General features: G+C 72.6%; 16 protein-coding genes and 1 pseudogene. 9 read left to right on the forward strand and 8 right to left on the reverse strand.

Features of this window, described 5'->3' with window-relative positions:
• Nucleotides 1–181: 181 nt before the first annotated feature.
• Nucleotides 182–1,072, reverse strand: coding sequence for an IclR family transcriptional regulator (locus tag AAH991_RS33470; protein WP_346229928.1), 891 nt, complete (start codon nucleotides 1,070–1,072; stop codon nucleotides 182–184).
• Between the two features lie 217 nt (nucleotides 1,073–1,289).
• Here AAH991_RS33470 and AAH991_RS33475 point away from each other — a divergent pair, with 217 nt between their 5' ends.
• From AAH991_RS33475 to AAH991_RS33490, 4 genes are all read left to right on the forward strand, one after another.
• Entirely contained in the window at nucleotides 1,290–2,171 is an 882-nt protein-coding gene (locus AAH991_RS33475) for an LLM class F420-dependent oxidoreductase (RefSeq protein WP_346229929.1), read from the forward strand.
• Complete coding sequence (locus AAH991_RS33480) at nucleotides 2,164–2,676, forward strand: nuclear transport factor 2 family protein (RefSeq protein WP_346229930.1); 513 nt, start codon at nucleotides 2,164–2,166, stop codon at nucleotides 2,674–2,676. Before AAH991_RS33475 ends, AAH991_RS33480 begins: the two co-directional genes overlap by 8 nt.
• On the forward strand, nucleotides 2,673–3,080 hold the full coding sequence (locus AAH991_RS33485; protein WP_346229931.1) for a nuclear transport factor 2 family protein: 408 nt from the start codon (nucleotides 2,673–2,675) through the stop codon (nucleotides 3,078–3,080). Before AAH991_RS33480 ends, AAH991_RS33485 begins: the two co-directional genes overlap by 4 nt.
• Before the next feature lie 107 nt (nucleotides 3,081–3,187).
• Nucleotides 3,188–4,114, forward strand: coding sequence for an aminoglycoside phosphotransferase family protein (locus AAH991_RS33490; RefSeq protein ID WP_346229932.1), 927 nt, complete (start codon nucleotides 3,188–3,190; stop codon nucleotides 4,112–4,114).
• A 9-nt stretch (nucleotides 4,115–4,123) separates the two neighbouring features.
• On the opposite strand, the gene AAH991_RS33495 is transcribed toward AAH991_RS33490, so the two are convergent.
• Genes AAH991_RS33495 through AAH991_RS33505 form a run of 3 tightly spaced genes read right to left on the reverse strand, consistent with a single transcriptional unit; the run spans nucleotide 4,124 to nucleotide 6,373 of the window.
• Nucleotides 4,124–4,930: an SDR family NAD(P)-dependent oxidoreductase gene (locus AAH991_RS33495; RefSeq protein ID WP_346229933.1), complete on the reverse strand. Its 807-nt coding sequence runs from the start codon at nucleotides 4,928–4,930 to the stop codon at nucleotides 4,124–4,126.
• Nucleotides 4,927–5,409 (reverse strand): nuclear transport factor 2 family protein, encoded by a 483-nt coding sequence (locus tag AAH991_RS33500; protein ID WP_346229934.1) that lies wholly within the window; start codon nucleotides 5,407–5,409, stop codon nucleotides 4,927–4,929. The genes AAH991_RS33495 and AAH991_RS33500 overlap by 4 nt, the downstream gene beginning before the upstream one ends.
• A gap of 7 nt (nucleotides 5,410–5,416) precedes the next feature.
• Entirely contained in the window at nucleotides 5,417–6,373 is a 957-nt protein-coding gene (locus AAH991_RS33505) for an LLM class F420-dependent oxidoreductase (RefSeq protein WP_346229935.1), read from the reverse strand.
• Between the two features lie 136 nt (nucleotides 6,374–6,509).
• On the opposite strand from AAH991_RS33505, the pseudogene AAH991_RS40570 reads away from it, so the two are divergent.
• Nucleotides 6,510–6,710, forward strand: a pseudogene (locus AAH991_RS40570) (alpha/beta-hydrolase N-terminal domain-containing protein); the annotation flags it as partial.
• A gap of 41 nt (nucleotides 6,711–6,751) precedes the next feature.
• Nucleotides 6,752–7,117 (forward strand): alpha/beta-hydrolase family protein, encoded by a 366-nt coding sequence (locus tag AAH991_RS33510; protein ID WP_346229936.1) that lies wholly within the window; start codon nucleotides 6,752–6,754, stop codon nucleotides 7,115–7,117.
• Nucleotides 7,118–7,155: 38 nt separating this feature from the next.
• Here the strand turns inward: AAH991_RS33510 and AAH991_RS33515 are convergent, their stop codons facing one another.
• The 3 genes from AAH991_RS33515 to AAH991_RS33525 form a co-directional block, all read right to left on the reverse strand.
• Complete coding sequence (locus AAH991_RS33515) at nucleotides 7,156–7,746, reverse strand: TetR/AcrR family transcriptional regulator (RefSeq protein WP_346229937.1); 591 nt, start codon at nucleotides 7,744–7,746, stop codon at nucleotides 7,156–7,158.
• A 27-nt stretch (nucleotides 7,747–7,773) separates the two neighbouring features.
• The gene (locus AAH991_RS33520) at nucleotides 7,774–9,045 is read right to left on the reverse strand and encodes a C39 family peptidase (protein ID WP_346229938.1); all 1,272 of its coding nucleotides are present in this window, start codon (nucleotides 9,043–9,045) and stop codon (nucleotides 7,774–7,776) included.
• Between the two features lie 80 nt (nucleotides 9,046–9,125).
• Complete coding sequence (locus tag AAH991_RS33525; RefSeq protein WP_346229939.1) at nucleotides 9,126–10,283, reverse strand: acyl-CoA dehydrogenase family protein; 1,158 nt, start codon at nucleotides 10,281–10,283, stop codon at nucleotides 9,126–9,128.
• A gap of 38 nt (nucleotides 10,284–10,321) precedes the next feature.
• Between AAH991_RS33525 and AAH991_RS33530 the strand changes: the two genes are divergently transcribed.
• Together AAH991_RS33530 and AAH991_RS33535 are read left to right on the forward strand one after the other, a co-directional pair.
• A complete protein-coding gene (locus AAH991_RS33530; RefSeq protein ID WP_346229940.1) occupies nucleotides 10,322–11,395 on the forward strand; it encodes an acyl-CoA dehydrogenase family protein in 1,074 nt (357 codons plus the stop codon).
• A 66-nt stretch (nucleotides 11,396–11,461) separates the two neighbouring features.
• Nucleotides 11,462–12,544: an SMI1/KNR4 family protein gene (locus tag AAH991_RS33535; protein WP_346229941.1), complete on the forward strand. Its 1,083-nt coding sequence runs from the start codon at nucleotides 11,462–11,464 to the stop codon at nucleotides 12,542–12,544.
• Here the strand turns inward: AAH991_RS33535 and AAH991_RS33540 are convergent.
• Nucleotides 12,528–13,670 carry a steroid 3-ketoacyl-CoA thiolase gene (locus AAH991_RS33540; RefSeq protein WP_346229942.1) on the reverse strand — a complete coding sequence of 381 codons (1,143 nt, stop codon included), beginning with the start codon at nucleotides 13,668–13,670 and terminating at the stop codon, nucleotides 12,528–12,530. The genes AAH991_RS33535 and AAH991_RS33540 overlap by 17 nt on opposite strands.
• Before the next feature lie 250 nt (nucleotides 13,671–13,920).
• Here AAH991_RS33540 and AAH991_RS33545 point away from each other — a divergent pair, with 250 nt between their 5' ends.
• A complete protein-coding gene (locus AAH991_RS33545; protein ID WP_346229943.1) occupies nucleotides 13,921–14,799 on the forward strand; it encodes a D-alanyl-D-alanine carboxypeptidase family protein in 879 nt (292 codons plus the stop codon).
• The last annotated feature ends 73 nt before the right edge of the window (nucleotides 14,800–14,872 follow it).

Here is a 14,872-nt window from a genome sequence, read left to right on the forward strand (position 1 = left end):
CGCCTGCCAGTTCCACAACCGCGACCGCTACCACAACCCCGACCGCTACACCCGCCAAAGGGTCGGCACAGACCGCTGGGCCTTCACCTACCACCCGGCCCGCCCAGCCCGGACCAGGCGGCTGCGAACCTGACATGTAGCGGAGGACACGGATCAGGGCCGGCGAATGAGGGCAGGCGGATCAGAGCCAGTCGCCGTTCTGGCCGACGGCGAGCAGGCGGTTCATGGTCTCCGGGGACCAGGTCCGGTCGGGCACGCGGTGGACGGCCCGGGACCTGCGCTGGGACTCCAGGTCGGGGAACAGGGCGAGCGAGACCTGACGCGCGGCGTCGACCACGAGCGGGGCCACCTTCTCCAGGGGAGTCCGGGCGTCGCCGACCAGGGAGATGCTGGCGACCGGCCCCTCGTGGCCGCGCACGGCGGCGGCGACGCAGGAGATGTCGGGGAAGCACTCCCCTCGCTCGAAGGCGAGACCCCGGCGCTGCCGGATGCGGTTGAGCTCCTGGTGCAGGGTGCCGATGTCGCCGATCGTCCGGTTGGTCAGGCGGCTGATGTGCCCGTCGATGAGCGCCTCGACCTGCTCGGGTTCCAGCCAGGCGAGGATCGCCTTGCCGAGGGCGGTGCAGTGGGCGGGAGCCCGGCCCCCGACGCGGGACGGCACCGACAGAGCGAACCGCCCGCCGACCTTGTCGAGGTAGAAGACCTCGGCACCGTCGAGCACGGCGAGGTGGACGACCATCCCGGTCCTGATCTGCAGGTTGTGCAGCAGCGGCGCGGCCGCCTCGCGGATCTCGCCGTGGCTGCCGTCCCGGCCGCCGAGCCCGAGTGCCCGCTTGCCCAGGCTGTAGCCGAACGACGTGTGGTCCAGCCAGTTCAGCCGTACGAGCTGGTCGAGGATGCGATGAGCCGTCGAGCGCGGGAGGTGCGTGCAGCGCGCCACGTCCTCGAGGGTGAGACGAGTGGAGCGACCGGTGAACGCGTCCATGATCAGCGTCATCCGTTCGACCATCGACGGCGGCAGCTCTCGCCGCGCGGGCGTCGTCGCCTCCTGCTCGGCCCGGAGAGCGGTCATCACACCTCCCAAAACTGAAATGAATTCTTGCTTCGGAATGTAGCAACGCTCAGCGCCCCTGAAAAGGGGGGAAGAGACATCCCCTTATGTTGCCCTCTGTCCGGTTCCGGTCAGCGGGACGAGCGGCGGCAGGGGCGTGCCCCTCCACTAGAAAGATTTCTGCCACGCGTGTTTCCCGACGTGAGGCCCTGTTCCCGATCGATGTGGAGGTGCGCCGGTGCGGATCGGCATCGTCAGTCCTGTGGTGGTCCGGCTGCCCGGGGTCCACTCCGATTGGGAGCGCGAGGCAGGAGTGGAGGATCTGGCCCGGATCGCCGAGACCGCCGACCGGCTGGGCTACCACCACCTCACCTGCAGCGAGCACGTGGCCGTCCCGGCCGGCATCGCCGCCGAGCGCGGCGCCGTCTACTGGGATCCGCTGGCGACCTTCGGCTACCTCGCCGCCCGCACGCGGCGGATCCGGCTGGTCACCCAGGTGCTGGTGCTCGGCTACCACCACCCTCTCGCCATCGCGAAGCGGTACGGCACGCTCGACCGCGTCAGCGGCGGACGGCTCACGCTGGGCCTGGGCGTGGGCAGCCTCAAGGAGGAGTTCGAGCTGCTCGGCGCGCCGTTCGAGGGCCGGGGAGCACGGGCCGACGAGGCCATCGAGGCCCTGCGCGCCTCGCTCTCGGAGCGGGAGCCGCGGTTCCACGGCGAGTTCTACGACTTCTCGGGATTCGTGGTGGAGCCGCACGCCGTGCAGCCGCGGGTGCCACTGTGGATCGGCGGCCGCACCTCACGGTCGCTGCTACGGGCCGCGACCTACGGCGACGGGTGGGTGCCGTTCGGACTGCCCCTGGACACGCTCGCGTCGATGGTTCGCGAGGCGGACCTGCCGGACGCCTTCGACGTCGTCCTGTCCGCCGGACGCCCGGTGGACCCCCTCGGCGCTCCCGACGCCGCACGGCGCGCGCTGGAGCGGGTGCGCGACGCCGGCGCGACCGTGACCGGCGTCACCGTCGCCGCGACGTCGGCGGAGCACTACCGGGAGCAGTTGGAGGCGCTGCACGCCCTCGCGACCGCGATGGGCGCCGACTTCGGGAGGACCGATGGCTGACACGGCGATGACCGGGACCGACGCCGAACGGCGGCTGGCCCGCCTGGAGGAGCGGGTCCGGATGCTGGAGGACGAGCGGGAGGTGACCCGGCTCATCCTCTCCTACGGCCCCCTGGTGGACAGCGGCAGCGCGGACGAGGTCGCCGAGCTGTGGGAGCCCGACGGCGTCTACGACGTGGACGAGCTGCTGATGCGCGGGCGGAAGCAGATCGCCGCCATGGTCCGCTCCGACGCCCATCAGGGCTGGATCGCGGGCGGCTGCGCGCACTTCAACGGCGCGCCGCACGTCACGGTGTCCGGCGACGAGGCGACCGCGATCGGCTACTCGCTGATGGTGGTGAACCGGCCCGAGGGCTTCACGCTGCGCCGGGCCACGGCCCACCACTGGACTCTGCGCCGCGGCCCGGAGGGCTGGCGGGTGGTCAACCGCACCGCGCGCGTGCTCGACGGGCGGCCGGAGTCCCCGCGGCTGCTGGCGGACGGCGTGGCCGGGAGGCCCGCGTGAACGACCGTGACCTGATCGCCGAGCGGCTGGCCCGGCTCGCCGCGGCGCTCGACCGGCGCGACTGGGACGCGATCGCGGGCATCTTCACCCCGGACGCCACCGGCTACCGCCGCAGGGGACGTGCGGAGATCGTCGCCACGATCCGGGCGCATCTCGGCGGCTGTGGCCCCTCCCAGCACCTGCTGGGCAACCACCGCGTCGAGATCGACGGCGACCGGGCCAGGTCGCTGACGTACGCGCGGGTCTACCACCAGGGCGCCGGGGCGTACGAGGGCCGCTTCTACGAGTGCTTCGGCGAATACGACGACCACTGGGAGCGCACGAGCGAGGGCTGGATGCTCACGTCCCGGGTGTTCGACATGACGATGTCGGCCGGCGACTTCGGGGTTCTCCAGCCCGGCTGAGCCCCGGTGCCGCCCGGTAGGGTGGGGGCATGCTTTGACGTCCGCCCGGTGCTCGGGCCCCTCCGCGGTTCTCCTTCGCTCATCCACGCTGACTCGAAGGAGAATCGATGACCACCTCATTCCGCATCGAGGTTCCCCGCGCGTTCGCCGCCTCCTACGGCGCGCACGGCGCCGAGGAGCGCGCCTGGATCGCCGGGCTGCCCCGCCTGGGCGGCGAGTTCCTGGAACGCTGGGGGCTGCGGCCCGACGGCCCCGCGGCCCACGGCATGGCGTCGCTGGTCGTGCCCGTGCTGCGGGCCGACGGGACACCCGCCGTGCTCAAACTGCAGCGGCTCCGGGAGGAGACCGCCGGCGTGGCCGACGGCCTGCGGGCGTGGAACGGCGACGGTGTCGTGCGCCTGCTGGACCATGACGAGCGGAGCGGCACGCAGCTGCTGGAACGGCTCGACGCGGCCCGGCCCCTGTCCTCGGTGGCCGACGACATCACGGCCCTGGAGATCCTGGCCGAGCTGCTGGCCCGCCTGACCTCGGTGCCCGCGCCCGAGGGGGTGCGGGGGCTGGCCGGGATCGCCGCCGCCATGCTCGACCAGGTCCCGCGGGCCGTACGCGCACTGCGCGACCCCGGCGAGCGGCGGCTGGTGCACGCCTGCGCGTCGGCGGTGGCCGAGCTGGCCGGTGAGCCCGGCGACCGCCTGCTGCATTGGGACCTGCACTACGACAACGTCCTCGCCGGGGAGCGCGAACCCTGGCTCGCCATCGATCCGGAACCGCTGGCCGGCGATCCCGGATTCGAGCTCCTGCCCGCCTTGGACAACCGGTGGGACGAGGTGGCGGCCACCGGCGACGTCGCCCGCGCGGTGCTCCGCCGCTTCGACCTGCTGACCGAGGTCGTCGGACTCGACCGGCGGCGGGCGGCCGGCTGGACCCTCGGCCGGGTGCTGCAGAACGCGTTGTGGGACGTGGACGACGGCAAGACGGCACTGGACCCCGTGCAGGTCGCCATCGCCACGACCCTGCTCCTTCGGCGACGCTAGCCGGACGTCTCAGGGCCGGTCGGGCATGTTGGTCCAGCCCTTGCCGTCGGCCCGGCCGTACCACCCGGACGCGGCGAGCGTGCCGCCGTCCACGGGGATGGTGTGGCCGGTGACGAACCGGGCCTCGTCGGAGGCGAGGAACTCCACGACGGCGGCGTAGTCGTCGGGCTCGCCGAACCGGCCGAGCGGCACCCACAGCGGGACCAGCCCCGGGTCTCGCCCGCGCAGCATCGCGCTCGCCGGCGTCTGCTCCGTGTCGGCGAGGTCGGGCGCGATCGCGTTGACCCGCACGCCGTACCGGCCGACCTCCACGGCGAGGCTCCTGGTGAAGGCCGACACCCCCGCGTTGTACGCCGAGTAGACGGCGTGGCCGGGGATGCCGCGGAACGCCTCCACGGTGGAGTTGTTCACCACGCAGCCGGAGCCCTGCTCGACCATCACCGGCAGGATGGCGTGGGTCAGCGTGAACACGTGCCGGAGGTTCAGCTCGTACAGCCGCTGCCACTGGGCGGGGGTGCTGCGCAGGAACGTCCTGGCGGCCGGGCGGAAGTCGCCCACGTTGTTGATCAGCACGTCCACCCGGCCGCCGCCCGCGTCCAGCGCGGCGTCCCGTACGCGGTCGGCGGTCTCCTCGTCACTTGCGTCGCCGATCGCCGTGACGCAGCGCCCGCCGGCGGCCTCGATGTCGCGGCGGGCCCGCTCGGCCGCCTCCGCGTCGATGTCGTTGAGCACCACCAGGTCGCCGCGGCGGGCGAGCCTGCGGCTGACCGCGCCGCCGATGCCCAGCGCGCCCCCGGTCACCACGGAGACGGTCATCGCTCCCCCTCCCTGCCGCGTACGCGCCGCACCGGCCTGGTCTCGATCCAGTCGATCCGCACCTCGCGGCGGGCGATGCGCCAGGCGCCGTCGTGCCGCCGGTAGGTGTCGGCGTACCGCAGGTGCCAGACCAGGTCGGACGGCCCGTCAGCCCGTACGGACAGGTGATGGGCCACGCAGGCCACCGCGCCCGTGGCGGTGCCGGGCTCCGGCCCGGCGTCGAAGACCTGCCCGGCGATCGCGTGGAAGGTCATGGTGAGGTCCCGCAGCGCGCCCATCGCGCCGGCGATCTCGTCGTGGCCCGTACGCGCGGCGACCGGGTCGAGCGCGCGCGGCGGATCCGGTAGCACGAGCACCCCGCCGGGGGTGAACAGCCCGGTCAGGCGCGGGATGTCGCGCCGGTCGGCGTACCACGCGTACCGGGCGACGAGGTCGGCCAGCGCGACGGCGTCGGCCGTGTCCAGGGTCATCGTGCTCATCCCGTGCTCACCTCGGGGTCAGCCCGAGGCGGGCGGCGCAGGCCGACAGCTCGTCCGTCGCCGCCGCGAGGTCGGCCGTCGGGGTGGGGGAAAGCAGGATCCGGCCGGCGCCCAGGGAGGCCAGCGAGGCGGCCTTCTCCGGGGTGATGCGGGAGACCAGGTGACCGAGCGTGAGCTCCAGCGCTCCGGGGTCGCGCCCGCACGCCTCGGCCTCGGCGCGCATCACGCCGAGCAGCCTGCGCAGGTCGTCTCCCACGACGCCGAGCGGCTGGAAACCGTCGCCCAGGCGTCCGGCGCGCCGGGCCGCCGCGACGCTGTGCCCGCCGATGTGGACCGGCACGGTCCCGCGGACCGGCTTGGGGTAGGTCATCGCGCCGTCGAAGTGGAAGAACTCGCCATGGTGGTCGACGCCGTGGTCGACGCCGTGGTCGACGCCGTGGTCGACGCCGTGGTCGACGCCGTGGTCGACGCCGTCCGGGCCGCCACCCGCCCACAGCGCGCGCATCACGCGGATCTGCTCGTCGGCCCGGCGGCCCCGGGTGGCGAAGTCGGTGCCGCAGGCCTCGATCTCCTCCTTCATCCAGCCCATGCCCACGCACACCCGCAGGCGCCCGCCGGACAGCGCGTCCACGGTCGCCAGGCGCTTGGCCAGCACGACCGGATGGTGGTTGGGCAGCACCAGGACACCGGTCGCCAGCCCGATCCGGCTCGTACGGCCGGCCAGGAAGGCGAGCAGGTCGAGCGGGTCGGGGATGTCGCAGTCGTCGGGCAGTTCCATCCGGCCCGAGCTGTCGTAGGGGTAGACGCTGGAGTAGCGGCTGATCACGACCGTGTGCTCGACCACCACGACGGACTCGAACCCGCACGCCTCGGCGTGCCGGGCGAAGCCCGCGATCCACTCGGGGTCGGCTGTCGTGTTCGCCGCAACCGGGGCCAGCACGGCGTATTTCATCGCTCCGCTCACGCCGGGACGCTATCGGCGCGGCCCGGGGCCGGACCGTGCTTCTCCCGATGACCGGGACGCTCCCCCACCCGCGCCGTGACCCATTCATGACCTTGATAGCCTGCCTGCTCCGAAAGGCACGGGGATCGGGGGCCCGATGGGGGAAGGGCGGCGGGTACGGCTCGGTGCGCCGCTCGACACGGCCGGGATCGTCCTCGCCACGGCCTTCTTCTGCCTGTCGCTCACGCCGTCGCTGCTGCCCCGCCCCTGGACGCTGCGGGGGATCATCGCGGGCGTGCTGTCCGCCACCGGATACCTGGTGGGCGTGATCGCCGGCGCGCGCGTACGCCCGGCCGCGGCCCGGATCCCGGTTCACACCATGACGCGGACCAGGGTGCGGTGGCGCGCGGGGTGGAACCGCACGGGACGGCGGCGGGTCCGGCGCGGGCGCTGGGCCGTCTCCTCGGGCGATGGTTCCCCGCGACGGCCGCGCAGTTCGCCGCGGGGCACCGGCCCGCACTGCTGGTCTTCGAGGAGAGCCTGGGGGCGTTCGGCGCGGAGTCGGCGTTCGGCGGCGACCGGGACCTGCGCGAGCCCGTCTACCGGGACGGCGAGACCGTGCGCTTCGCCAACCGGCCCTCGGACCTGGACGTCCCGGCGTCGCCGTGGAAGCGGCCGCGGGTCGTCTACCTGCAGCATCCCTCGGACCCGAACGTGTGGTGGACGCGCCGGCGGGGCACGGCCACGACCACGACGGCGAGGTGATCGCCGCGTGGGCGCGGATCGCGCACCGCGACACCGGTTCAGGCCTCCAGTGAGTCGATCCAGGCGAGCAGCCGGGCCCCCTCACGCGTCATGATCCCGGGGTCGCGCAGGGCGTTGGCCAGCAGCGACATGCCCTGGTAGGCGCCCACCAGGGTCAGCGCGAGGCCGTCGGGCTCGGGCAGGCCGAGCTCGCGGAATTGCTGCTCGACCCAGTCGAGCAGCAGCCGGATGACCTTGCCCGCCTCCGCGTCCAGGCCACCCTCGTCGCGTTTGTCCAGCTCGGCGGCGAGCGTGCCGGTCGGGCAGCCGTACCGTGCCGCGACGTCGCGCTGGCCGACCCACGCCTCCACGAGCCCCTTGAGCCGATCGCGCGGGTCCGGCAGCCGCTCCAGCCGCTCGGTGAGCTCCCCGAGGTGCCGGGCGTGCTCGTCCAGCGCGGCGGCGACGAGCTCGTCCTTGGTCTTGAAGTAGTAGTAGACGTTGCCCACGGGGACGTCGGCGGCGCGGGCGATGTCGGCGATGGTCGTGCGCTCGGCGCCCTGCCGGTGCACGACCTCGGCGGCGGCGGCCGTCAGCCGCCGCCGCTTGGCGCTCGCGGCCCGCACCCGGGCACTCGTCGAGTCAGTCACCCGACTGACTATAGGTGGTGCTCCGCGTCACCAGTTGGCCGGCAGTCCCGGCGTCGTGGGGGGCAGGGGGCGGTTCTTCGGGTGGATGACGTACACGACCCCGCCGCTGCCGGTGCTGCGGAGCCAGACGTTCTCGAAGTTGGCCCGCGGGTAGACGTGGCGCACCGCGTCATTGTCCGGCGAGGCGGGGTCGTTGGCGATCACGTCACCGTCGGCGGTGAAGCCGACGATGACCATGAGGTGACCGTTGGTGCTGTATCCCGCGCCGGGCAGCTCCTCCGCCTTGAACGACTGGGAGGTGACCACCGGGATGCCGGCCCGGATCAGCCGCTCCATCTCGGTCAGCGAGCGGAGCCGGGTGACGAAGCCCTCCAGCCCGTACCGGCCCGCGTACGCGGTGTTGAACGGCCAGTTCCCCGCGCCCTCGTAGGCGTAGTCGTAGGTGTACCGGGCGGCGTAGTCGACCTCGGGGTCGGGGTCGGAGGGGTTCACCCAGGAGGTCTCCTGCTTACTGGGCCACTTGCCCCAGTAGCCGAGCACCATGGTGGTCGAGGTCGGGCTGCACCACGCCTCTCCCCCGCCGTCCCACTCGGGATAGTGGCCCTCGTGGACGTTCTGGGAGCGGCGGGGCACGGGCAGCTCCACGCCCCAGGCGATGCCGCCGGGGCTCACCGGGACGGTCTGCCGGTCCGGCACGGCCGACGCCATCGCGCCGAGCGCGCGCACGACCGGCTTCGCGGCCGAGCCCGGCGCACGGTAGAGCGTGACGCGCAGCTGGTAGGAGGTGATCGCCTTGCCCGCCGCGGCCACGAACGTGTCGACCGAGACGGTGCCGTCGGCGTCCCGCTGCCCGGACAGCGACGTGCGGCGGATGTCCTCGTCGCCGTACGCCCAGCGGCCGAGCACGTACCACTTGGTCTGCCCGGCGGCGTGGCGGCCGCGCATCTCGACCTGCAGCCAGCTGCCCGCGGGCACGTCGGCGTTCCAGGAGGCCACCAGCTCGGTGGCGGCGAACCCGATGGGCCGCTCGGCGCCGGTCCACCGGGCGTACTCCCAGGTCTTCGTGCCGAGCGCGTCGGTGTAGGAGATCGTGCCCACGGGGGCGGCGAAGGACAGGGTGTTCCCCGCCTTCACGCCCTCGCGCAGGCCGGGGCCGAAACGGGCCCGCTGGTAGACGACGTCGACGGCGGACGCCGGGGGGTTGGCCGCCGCGTCGGCGGCCCTGGCGGGGACGGTGAGGGCGGAGGACGTCAGGAGGGCGGACAGGAACACGGGCAGGAACACGCTCGGCACACGCATGGCTCACCTCGGGGTGTCGTCGGCGTCCCCGACGCTAGATACCTGCCGCCCTCCCGCGCATCGGCAGGAATACGTATCCGTTACCGGCGTTCGCGGGGCAGGCCCAGCACGCGCTCGCTGATGATGTTGCGCTGGATCTCGTTGGAGCCGGCATAGATGGTGTCGGACCGGGAGAACAGGTAGAGCCGCTGCTCGTCGCTCAGGTCGTACGGCGGGCCGTCGGCGACCATGCCGGCCGCGCCGAGCACGTCCATGGCCAGCTCGCCGAGCTCGCGGTGCCATACGCCCCACACCAGCTTGGAGATGGACGACTCCGGGCCGGGCGCGCCCGCCGCGATGCCCGCCATCGTGCGCACGGCGTTGAGGCGCATGGCCTCCAGGCCGATCCAGGAGCGGACGAGCCGGTCGCGCAGCAGGGGGTCGTCGACGGCGCCCGTCCTGCGGGCCAGCGCGATGACCGCCTCCAGCTCGCGGCGGAAGCCCACCTGCTGGCCGAGCGTGGCCACGCCGCGCTCGAAGCCGAGCGTCGCCATGGCGATCTTCCAGCCGTCGCCGGGCGCGCCCACGATGTTCGCCGCGTCCGTCACCGCGCCGTCGAAGAACACCTCGTTGAACTCGCTGGTCCCCGTCATCTGCACGATGGGACGGATCTCCACGCCGTCCTGCCGCATGGGCACGAGCAGGTAGGACAGGCCGTGATGCCGCGCCGACCCCGGCTCGGTGCGGCAGACCACGAAGCACCAGTCGGCCTCCATGGCCAGGGAGGTCCACACCTTCTGGCCGGTGACCCGCCAGCGGTCGCCGTCCAGCTCGGCACGGGTCTGCACGCCGGCCAGGTCGGACCCGGCGTTCGGCTCGGAGTAGCCCTGGCACCACAGCTCCCGGGCGGCCACGATCGGCGGCAGGAAGCGGGCGCGCTGCTCGTCGGTGCCGAACGCGATGATCGTCGGGCCGAGCAGGTTCTCCCCGATGTGACCGACCCGGGCGGGCGCGCCGGCCAGCGCGTACTCCTCGTGGAAGACGACCTGCTCCTCGACGCTCGCGCCCCGTCCGCCATACTGCTCGGGCCAGCCCAGGCAGGTCCAGCCCGCCTCGGCCATGTGCCGTTCCCAGGCCAGCCGTACGTCGAACGCCTCGTGCTCGCGGCCGGGCCCGCCCAGGCCCCGGGCACCGGCGAACGCGCCCGACAGGTTGTCCTCCAGCCAGGCCCGTGCCTCTGCCCTGAACGTCTCAGTCACAGCTGACACTCTACCAAACGGTTGTTAGAATAAGGGCCATGTTCACCACCGACGAGCAGGAAGAGCTGCGGCGCACCGTACGCGCCCTGCTCGAGCGCAACCCCGCGGCCCGCCCGGCGCCCGACGAGACGCCGGAGTACGACGAGACCGTCTGGCGGCTGCTCGCCGACCAGGTGGGGGCCTTCGGCCTGGCCGTTCCCGAGGAGCACGGCGGAGCCGGCTTCTCCTACGCCGAGACGCACGTGGTGTGCGAGGAGCTGGGCCGCGCCCTCGCCACGGTGCCCTACCTGGGCTCGGCCGTGCTCACCGCCGACGCGCTGCTGACCTGCGGCGCGACCGGCGACCTTCCCGGGATCGCCGGCGGCGGCCTCGTCGGCGCACTCGCCTGGGCCGAGGGCGGCACGTGGGATCCGGCGGCGATCCGCGCCCGCGTGGCCGACGGCCTGCTCACGGGTGTCAAGGAGCACGTGCTCGACGGCGCCCGCGCCGGCCTGTTCGTCGTGCCCGCCCTCACCCCCGAGGGCGGCCTCGGCATGTACGCCGTCGAGTCCACCGCTCCGGGTGTGCGGGCCGAGACGCTGGTCACGCTGGACCGGACCCGGCCGCAGGCGCGCGTGACGTTCGACGGCGCCCCGGCGCGGCTCCTGAGCACCGACGGGCACGGCGTGCTGGAACGCCTGCTCGCGGTGGCCGCGACCGCGCTGAGCGCCGAACAGCTCGGCGGAGCGTCCCGCTGCCTGGAGATCACGCTGGAGTACGTGAAGACAAGGGAGCAGTTCGGCCGGCCGATCGGCTCGTTCCAGGCGGTCAAGCACCGCCTGGCCGACCTCTACGTGCTGGTCGAGTCGGCCAGGTCGATGAGCTACGACGCGGCCCGCGCGCTCGCCGGGGACGCCGCCGACCTGCCGGTGCGGGCCGCGGCGGCGCAGGCGTACTGCGCCGAGGCGTTCTCCGCGGTGGCGGCCGAGACCATCCAGCTGCACGGCGGCATCGGCTTCACCTGGGAGCACGAGGCGCACCTGTACTTCAAGCGGGCCCACTCGGCGGCGAAGCTGTTCGGTGACGCCGCCTGGCACCGGGCCCGCCTCGCCCCCGCCGTCCTCGGCGGCTGATCCGCCCGTACGCGTGCGGGATCATGGGAAGGGCGATAAACCAGGAGGGACAGGCGGATGGCCCATATGACTGAGGACGAGCTCGTCGAGGCCATCCGCGCGATCCCCGGTCTTCTCCCTCCCGCATCGCCCGAGGCGGTCGACGAGGTGGAACAGTTCATCGGGCACCCGCTGCCTCCGTTGCTCCGCCGTCTGTATCTCGAAGCCGCGAATGGCGGCTTCGGCCCGCGCGACGGGGTGCTGGGGGTGGCCGGGAGCGAATACGAGCACCATGCCGAAGCGGCCGACATCCTCTCCTTCAATCGGGATTCATGTGACGAGTTCCCCGGCATGCTCTGGTTGTTCGACTGGGGGTGCGGGATCTGGTCCGTCATGGATTCGCGGGATCCGGCCGGGCCGATGTGGTTATGGGATCCGAACATCGGTGACTCCGATGAACCCCTGTTCGCTCCTCAGAACATGACCCTGGCCGAATGGCTCACGGAGTCACTCAACGGCAACCTCGAGGACGCGTTTCAGACATCGGGTCTCTTTTCCGTCGCGGAACGCCGGGCATCGTTCGACGTGTGTCCCGGCGAGCTGGCATACACCCCACCCGAGTGCCTGACGGACGACGAGATCATCGCGGCCGTGTCCACGCTGCCCTGCCTGCCCCCGCCCGCGTCCTCGGCGGCGGTCATCGAGGCGGAAGGGGCGATGGGGCTCTCCCTGCCTCCGTTGCTCCGCCGGCTGTACCTGGAGGTGGCCAATGGAGGCGTGGGCCCGGGCGGGGGCATTCTGGGGATGCCCCCGCCGGATGCTTATCAAGGGACCGGGATCGTTTTCCACTATGAGGTATGGACCGCCGGGCGGAATCCTCGCGTCCCTCCCGGCTTCGCCTGGCTGTGCTATTGGGGGACCGCGATCTGGTCGCTCGTGGATTGCCGCGATCCCGCGGGCCCGATGTGGATATGGGACCCGATGGGTCCTCATCCGCGGCCGGATCAGGCGGATACCGGACTGGACCGCTCCGCGCTGACGCCACAGAACATGACTCTCGCCGAATGGCTGACCGAATGGCTGAGGGGATCGTTCGCGACGGATTTCCGGCCTTCCACTCTGCGTGCCGTGGCGGCATGCCGGGGGCGCCCGGTCAGACCCGCTGGATGATCGCGCCGGTGGCCAGCGCGCCGCCGGCGCAGATGGCGACCATGGCGGTCTCCTGGTCGCGCCGCTCCAGCTCGCCGATCGCGGCGGCGATCAGGCGGATGCCGGTCGCGCCCACGGGGTGGCCGATCGCGATCGCGCCGCCGTTCACGTTGAGCCGGTCCTGGTCGACACCGTGGACCTGCGCGAACGACAGGGGCACCGAGGCGAACGCCTCGTTGACCTCGAACAGGTCGATGTCTTCGATCTTCATGCCGGTGCGGGCGAGGAGCTTCTCTGCGGCCTTCACCGGGCCGTCGAGCAGGAACTCGGTCTCCGCGCCGACCAGGCACTGCGCCACGATGCGGGCGCGCGGGCGCAGGCCCAGCTCGCGGGCCCGGTCCTCGTCCATCAGCACGGCCGCGCTCGCGCCGTCGGAGATCTGCGACGCGGTCCCGGCGGTGTGCAGGCCGCCGTCCAGGATCGGCTTGAGCCTCGCCAGCGCCTCCGTGCTCGTCTCCCGCAGCCCCTGGTCCCTGGTGACGGTCGCGAACCCGTCCTCGCCCGGCACGGTCACGGGGATGATCTGCCCGTCGAACCTGCCCTCGGCCCACGCCCGCGCGGCCCGCTCCTGGGAGCGGAGCCCGAAGGCGTCGAGCCGCTCGCGGGTGAAGCCGCGGCGGCGGGCGATCCGGTCGGCGGCGACGTACTGCGCGGGCATGTCGCGGTCCCACGAGTCCGGCCGGGGCCTGCCGACGCCCTCGCCGATGTTGGCCATCAGCGGCACCCGGGACATCACCTCGACGCCGCACGCCATGCCGGCGTCGATCACCCCGGCCGCGATCTGCGCGGCGATCAGGTGCACGGCCTGCTGGGCCGAGCCGCACTGGCAGTCGATCGTGGTCACGCCGGTCTGCTCCGGCAGGCCCGCGTGCAGCCAGGCGGTGCGGGTGACGCTGCCGGACTGCTCCCCCGCCTGGGTGACGCAGCCGCCTATCACCTGCTCGACCAGTTCGGGGTCGAGGCCGAGGCGCTCCAGTGCCCCGCGCTGCGCGATGCCGAGCAGCTCGGCCGCGTGCAGCCCCGAGAGCCACCCGCCCCGGCGCCCGAACGGCGTCCGCGCGGCATCGACGATGACCGGAGTTCCCATGCGCTCTCTCGTTCTCGTGTCGGGGGTGTCGGCGTCATCGTGTCCCGCCGCCCCGTGACGAGCGGAGCGCGATCCCGGTCAGCGGAACCGTACAGGTCACGCCCGATCGCCCGGAACGCCCCGCTAAACCTCCTAAATCACACGCGTTTGGCCGCTTTACCGACATTTTGCGAATTCTCGCCCAATGCGCCCGAATAGTCATGGCACGCTGATTCGCATGTTCGCCCGAAAGCTTTCTCTTGGTGTTTCCATGACCGCCTTTGCCCTGGTCACGGGGGTGGCGTCACCGGTTCTCGCCCCTCCCGCCCTGGCCTCTCCCGGCGTGGTGCAGCACGTTTCCGGGCACGCGTACGCGCCGCCGCGCGTGCACGGGCGGGCCGTCTATCTGTGGGACGCCACGACCGGGCAGGACCTCCTGGACAAGAACGCCGGCAAGCGCATGCCGGTCGCGAGCCTGACCAAGATCATGACCGCGTACATCGTGCTGCGGGAGGCGAACCTCGACGACGAGGTCAAGGTCAAGCGCGAGGACCTCGAGTACGCCTGGAACAACGACGGCACGACGGCCGACCTCGAACCCGGCGACACCCTGCCGGTCGGCGACCTGCTGTACGCGTTGATGCTCCCCTCCGGCGCGGACGCCGCGCACGCCCTGGCCCGCGCGTACGGCCCCGGGGTGCCCGGCTTCGTGGACAAGATGAACGCCACCGCGCGCGAACTCGGCCTCAACGACACCCTCTACGTCAACGCCGACGGGCTGCCGACCTCACGCGGCGACGGCTACTCCACCGCCCGCGACCAGGCGAGGCTCGCGGAGATCGCACTCCGGAACCCCGTGTTCACCGAGATCACCTCGACGCGCCACCACGCGACCGAGGACGGCCGGTACGACTGGTACAACACCAACCACATGCTCGGCCTGCCGGGCGCCATCGGTGTGAAGACCGGATCCACGAACGCCGCCGGGTTCTGCCTGGCCTTCGCGGCCGACCGGGGAGGCCGCCGGCTGATCGGGATCATCCTCGGCGAGAACGTCGCGAGCCGCCGCTGGGACACCGCGGAGAGGCTGCTCGACTGGGCATCCGAGTCCTGGGCATCCGAGTCCTGGGCATCCGAGTCCGACCGCTGAGCCGGCGTACGCCCGGCGTACGACGAGGGAGCGGGCCCGCGCAATACCCCGGCGGGCCAGAAAACAGGGCCTT

The sequence above is a fragment of the Microbispora sp. ZYX-F-249 genome (assembly GCF_039649665.1).
GTDB classification, from domain to species: domain Bacteria; phylum Actinomycetota; class Actinomycetes; order Streptosporangiales; family Streptosporangiaceae; genus Microbispora; species Microbispora maris.

Coding starts and splice junctions, on each gene's coding strand:
- AAH991_RS33470 (WP_346229928.1), bottom strand. CDS start 1,072: ATGACCGCTCTCCGGGCCGAGCAGGAGGCGACGACGCCCGCGCGGCGA.
- AAH991_RS33480 (WP_346229930.1), top strand. CDS start 2,164: ATGGCTGACACGGCGATGACCGGGACCGACGCCGAACGGCGGCTGGCC.
- AAH991_RS33490 (WP_346229932.1), top strand. CDS start 3,188: ATGACCACCTCATTCCGCATCGAGGTTCCCCGCGCGTTCGCCGCCTCC.
- AAH991_RS33495 (WP_346229933.1), bottom strand. CDS start 4,930: ATGACCGTCTCCGTGGTGACCGGGGGCGCGCTGGGCATCGGCGGCGCG.
- AAH991_RS33500 (WP_346229934.1), bottom strand. CDS start 5,409: ATGAGCACGATGACCCTGGACACGGCCGACGCCGTCGCGCTGGCCGAC.
- AAH991_RS33520 (WP_346229938.1), bottom strand. CDS start 9,045: ATGCGTGTGCCGAGCGTGTTCCTGCCCGTGTTCCTGTCCGCCCTCCTG.
- AAH991_RS33530 (WP_346229940.1), top strand. CDS start 10,322: ATGTTCACCACCGACGAGCAGGAAGAGCTGCGGCGCACCGTACGCGCC.
- AAH991_RS33535 (WP_346229941.1), top strand. CDS start 11,462: ATGACTGAGGACGAGCTCGTCGAGGCCATCCGCGCGATCCCCGGTCTT.
- AAH991_RS33540 (WP_346229942.1), bottom strand. CDS start 13,670: ATGGGAACTCCGGTCATCGTCGATGCCGCGCGGACGCCGTTCGGGCGC.
- AAH991_RS33545 (WP_346229943.1), top strand. CDS start 13,921: ATGACCGCCTTTGCCCTGGTCACGGGGGTGGCGTCACCGGTTCTCGCC.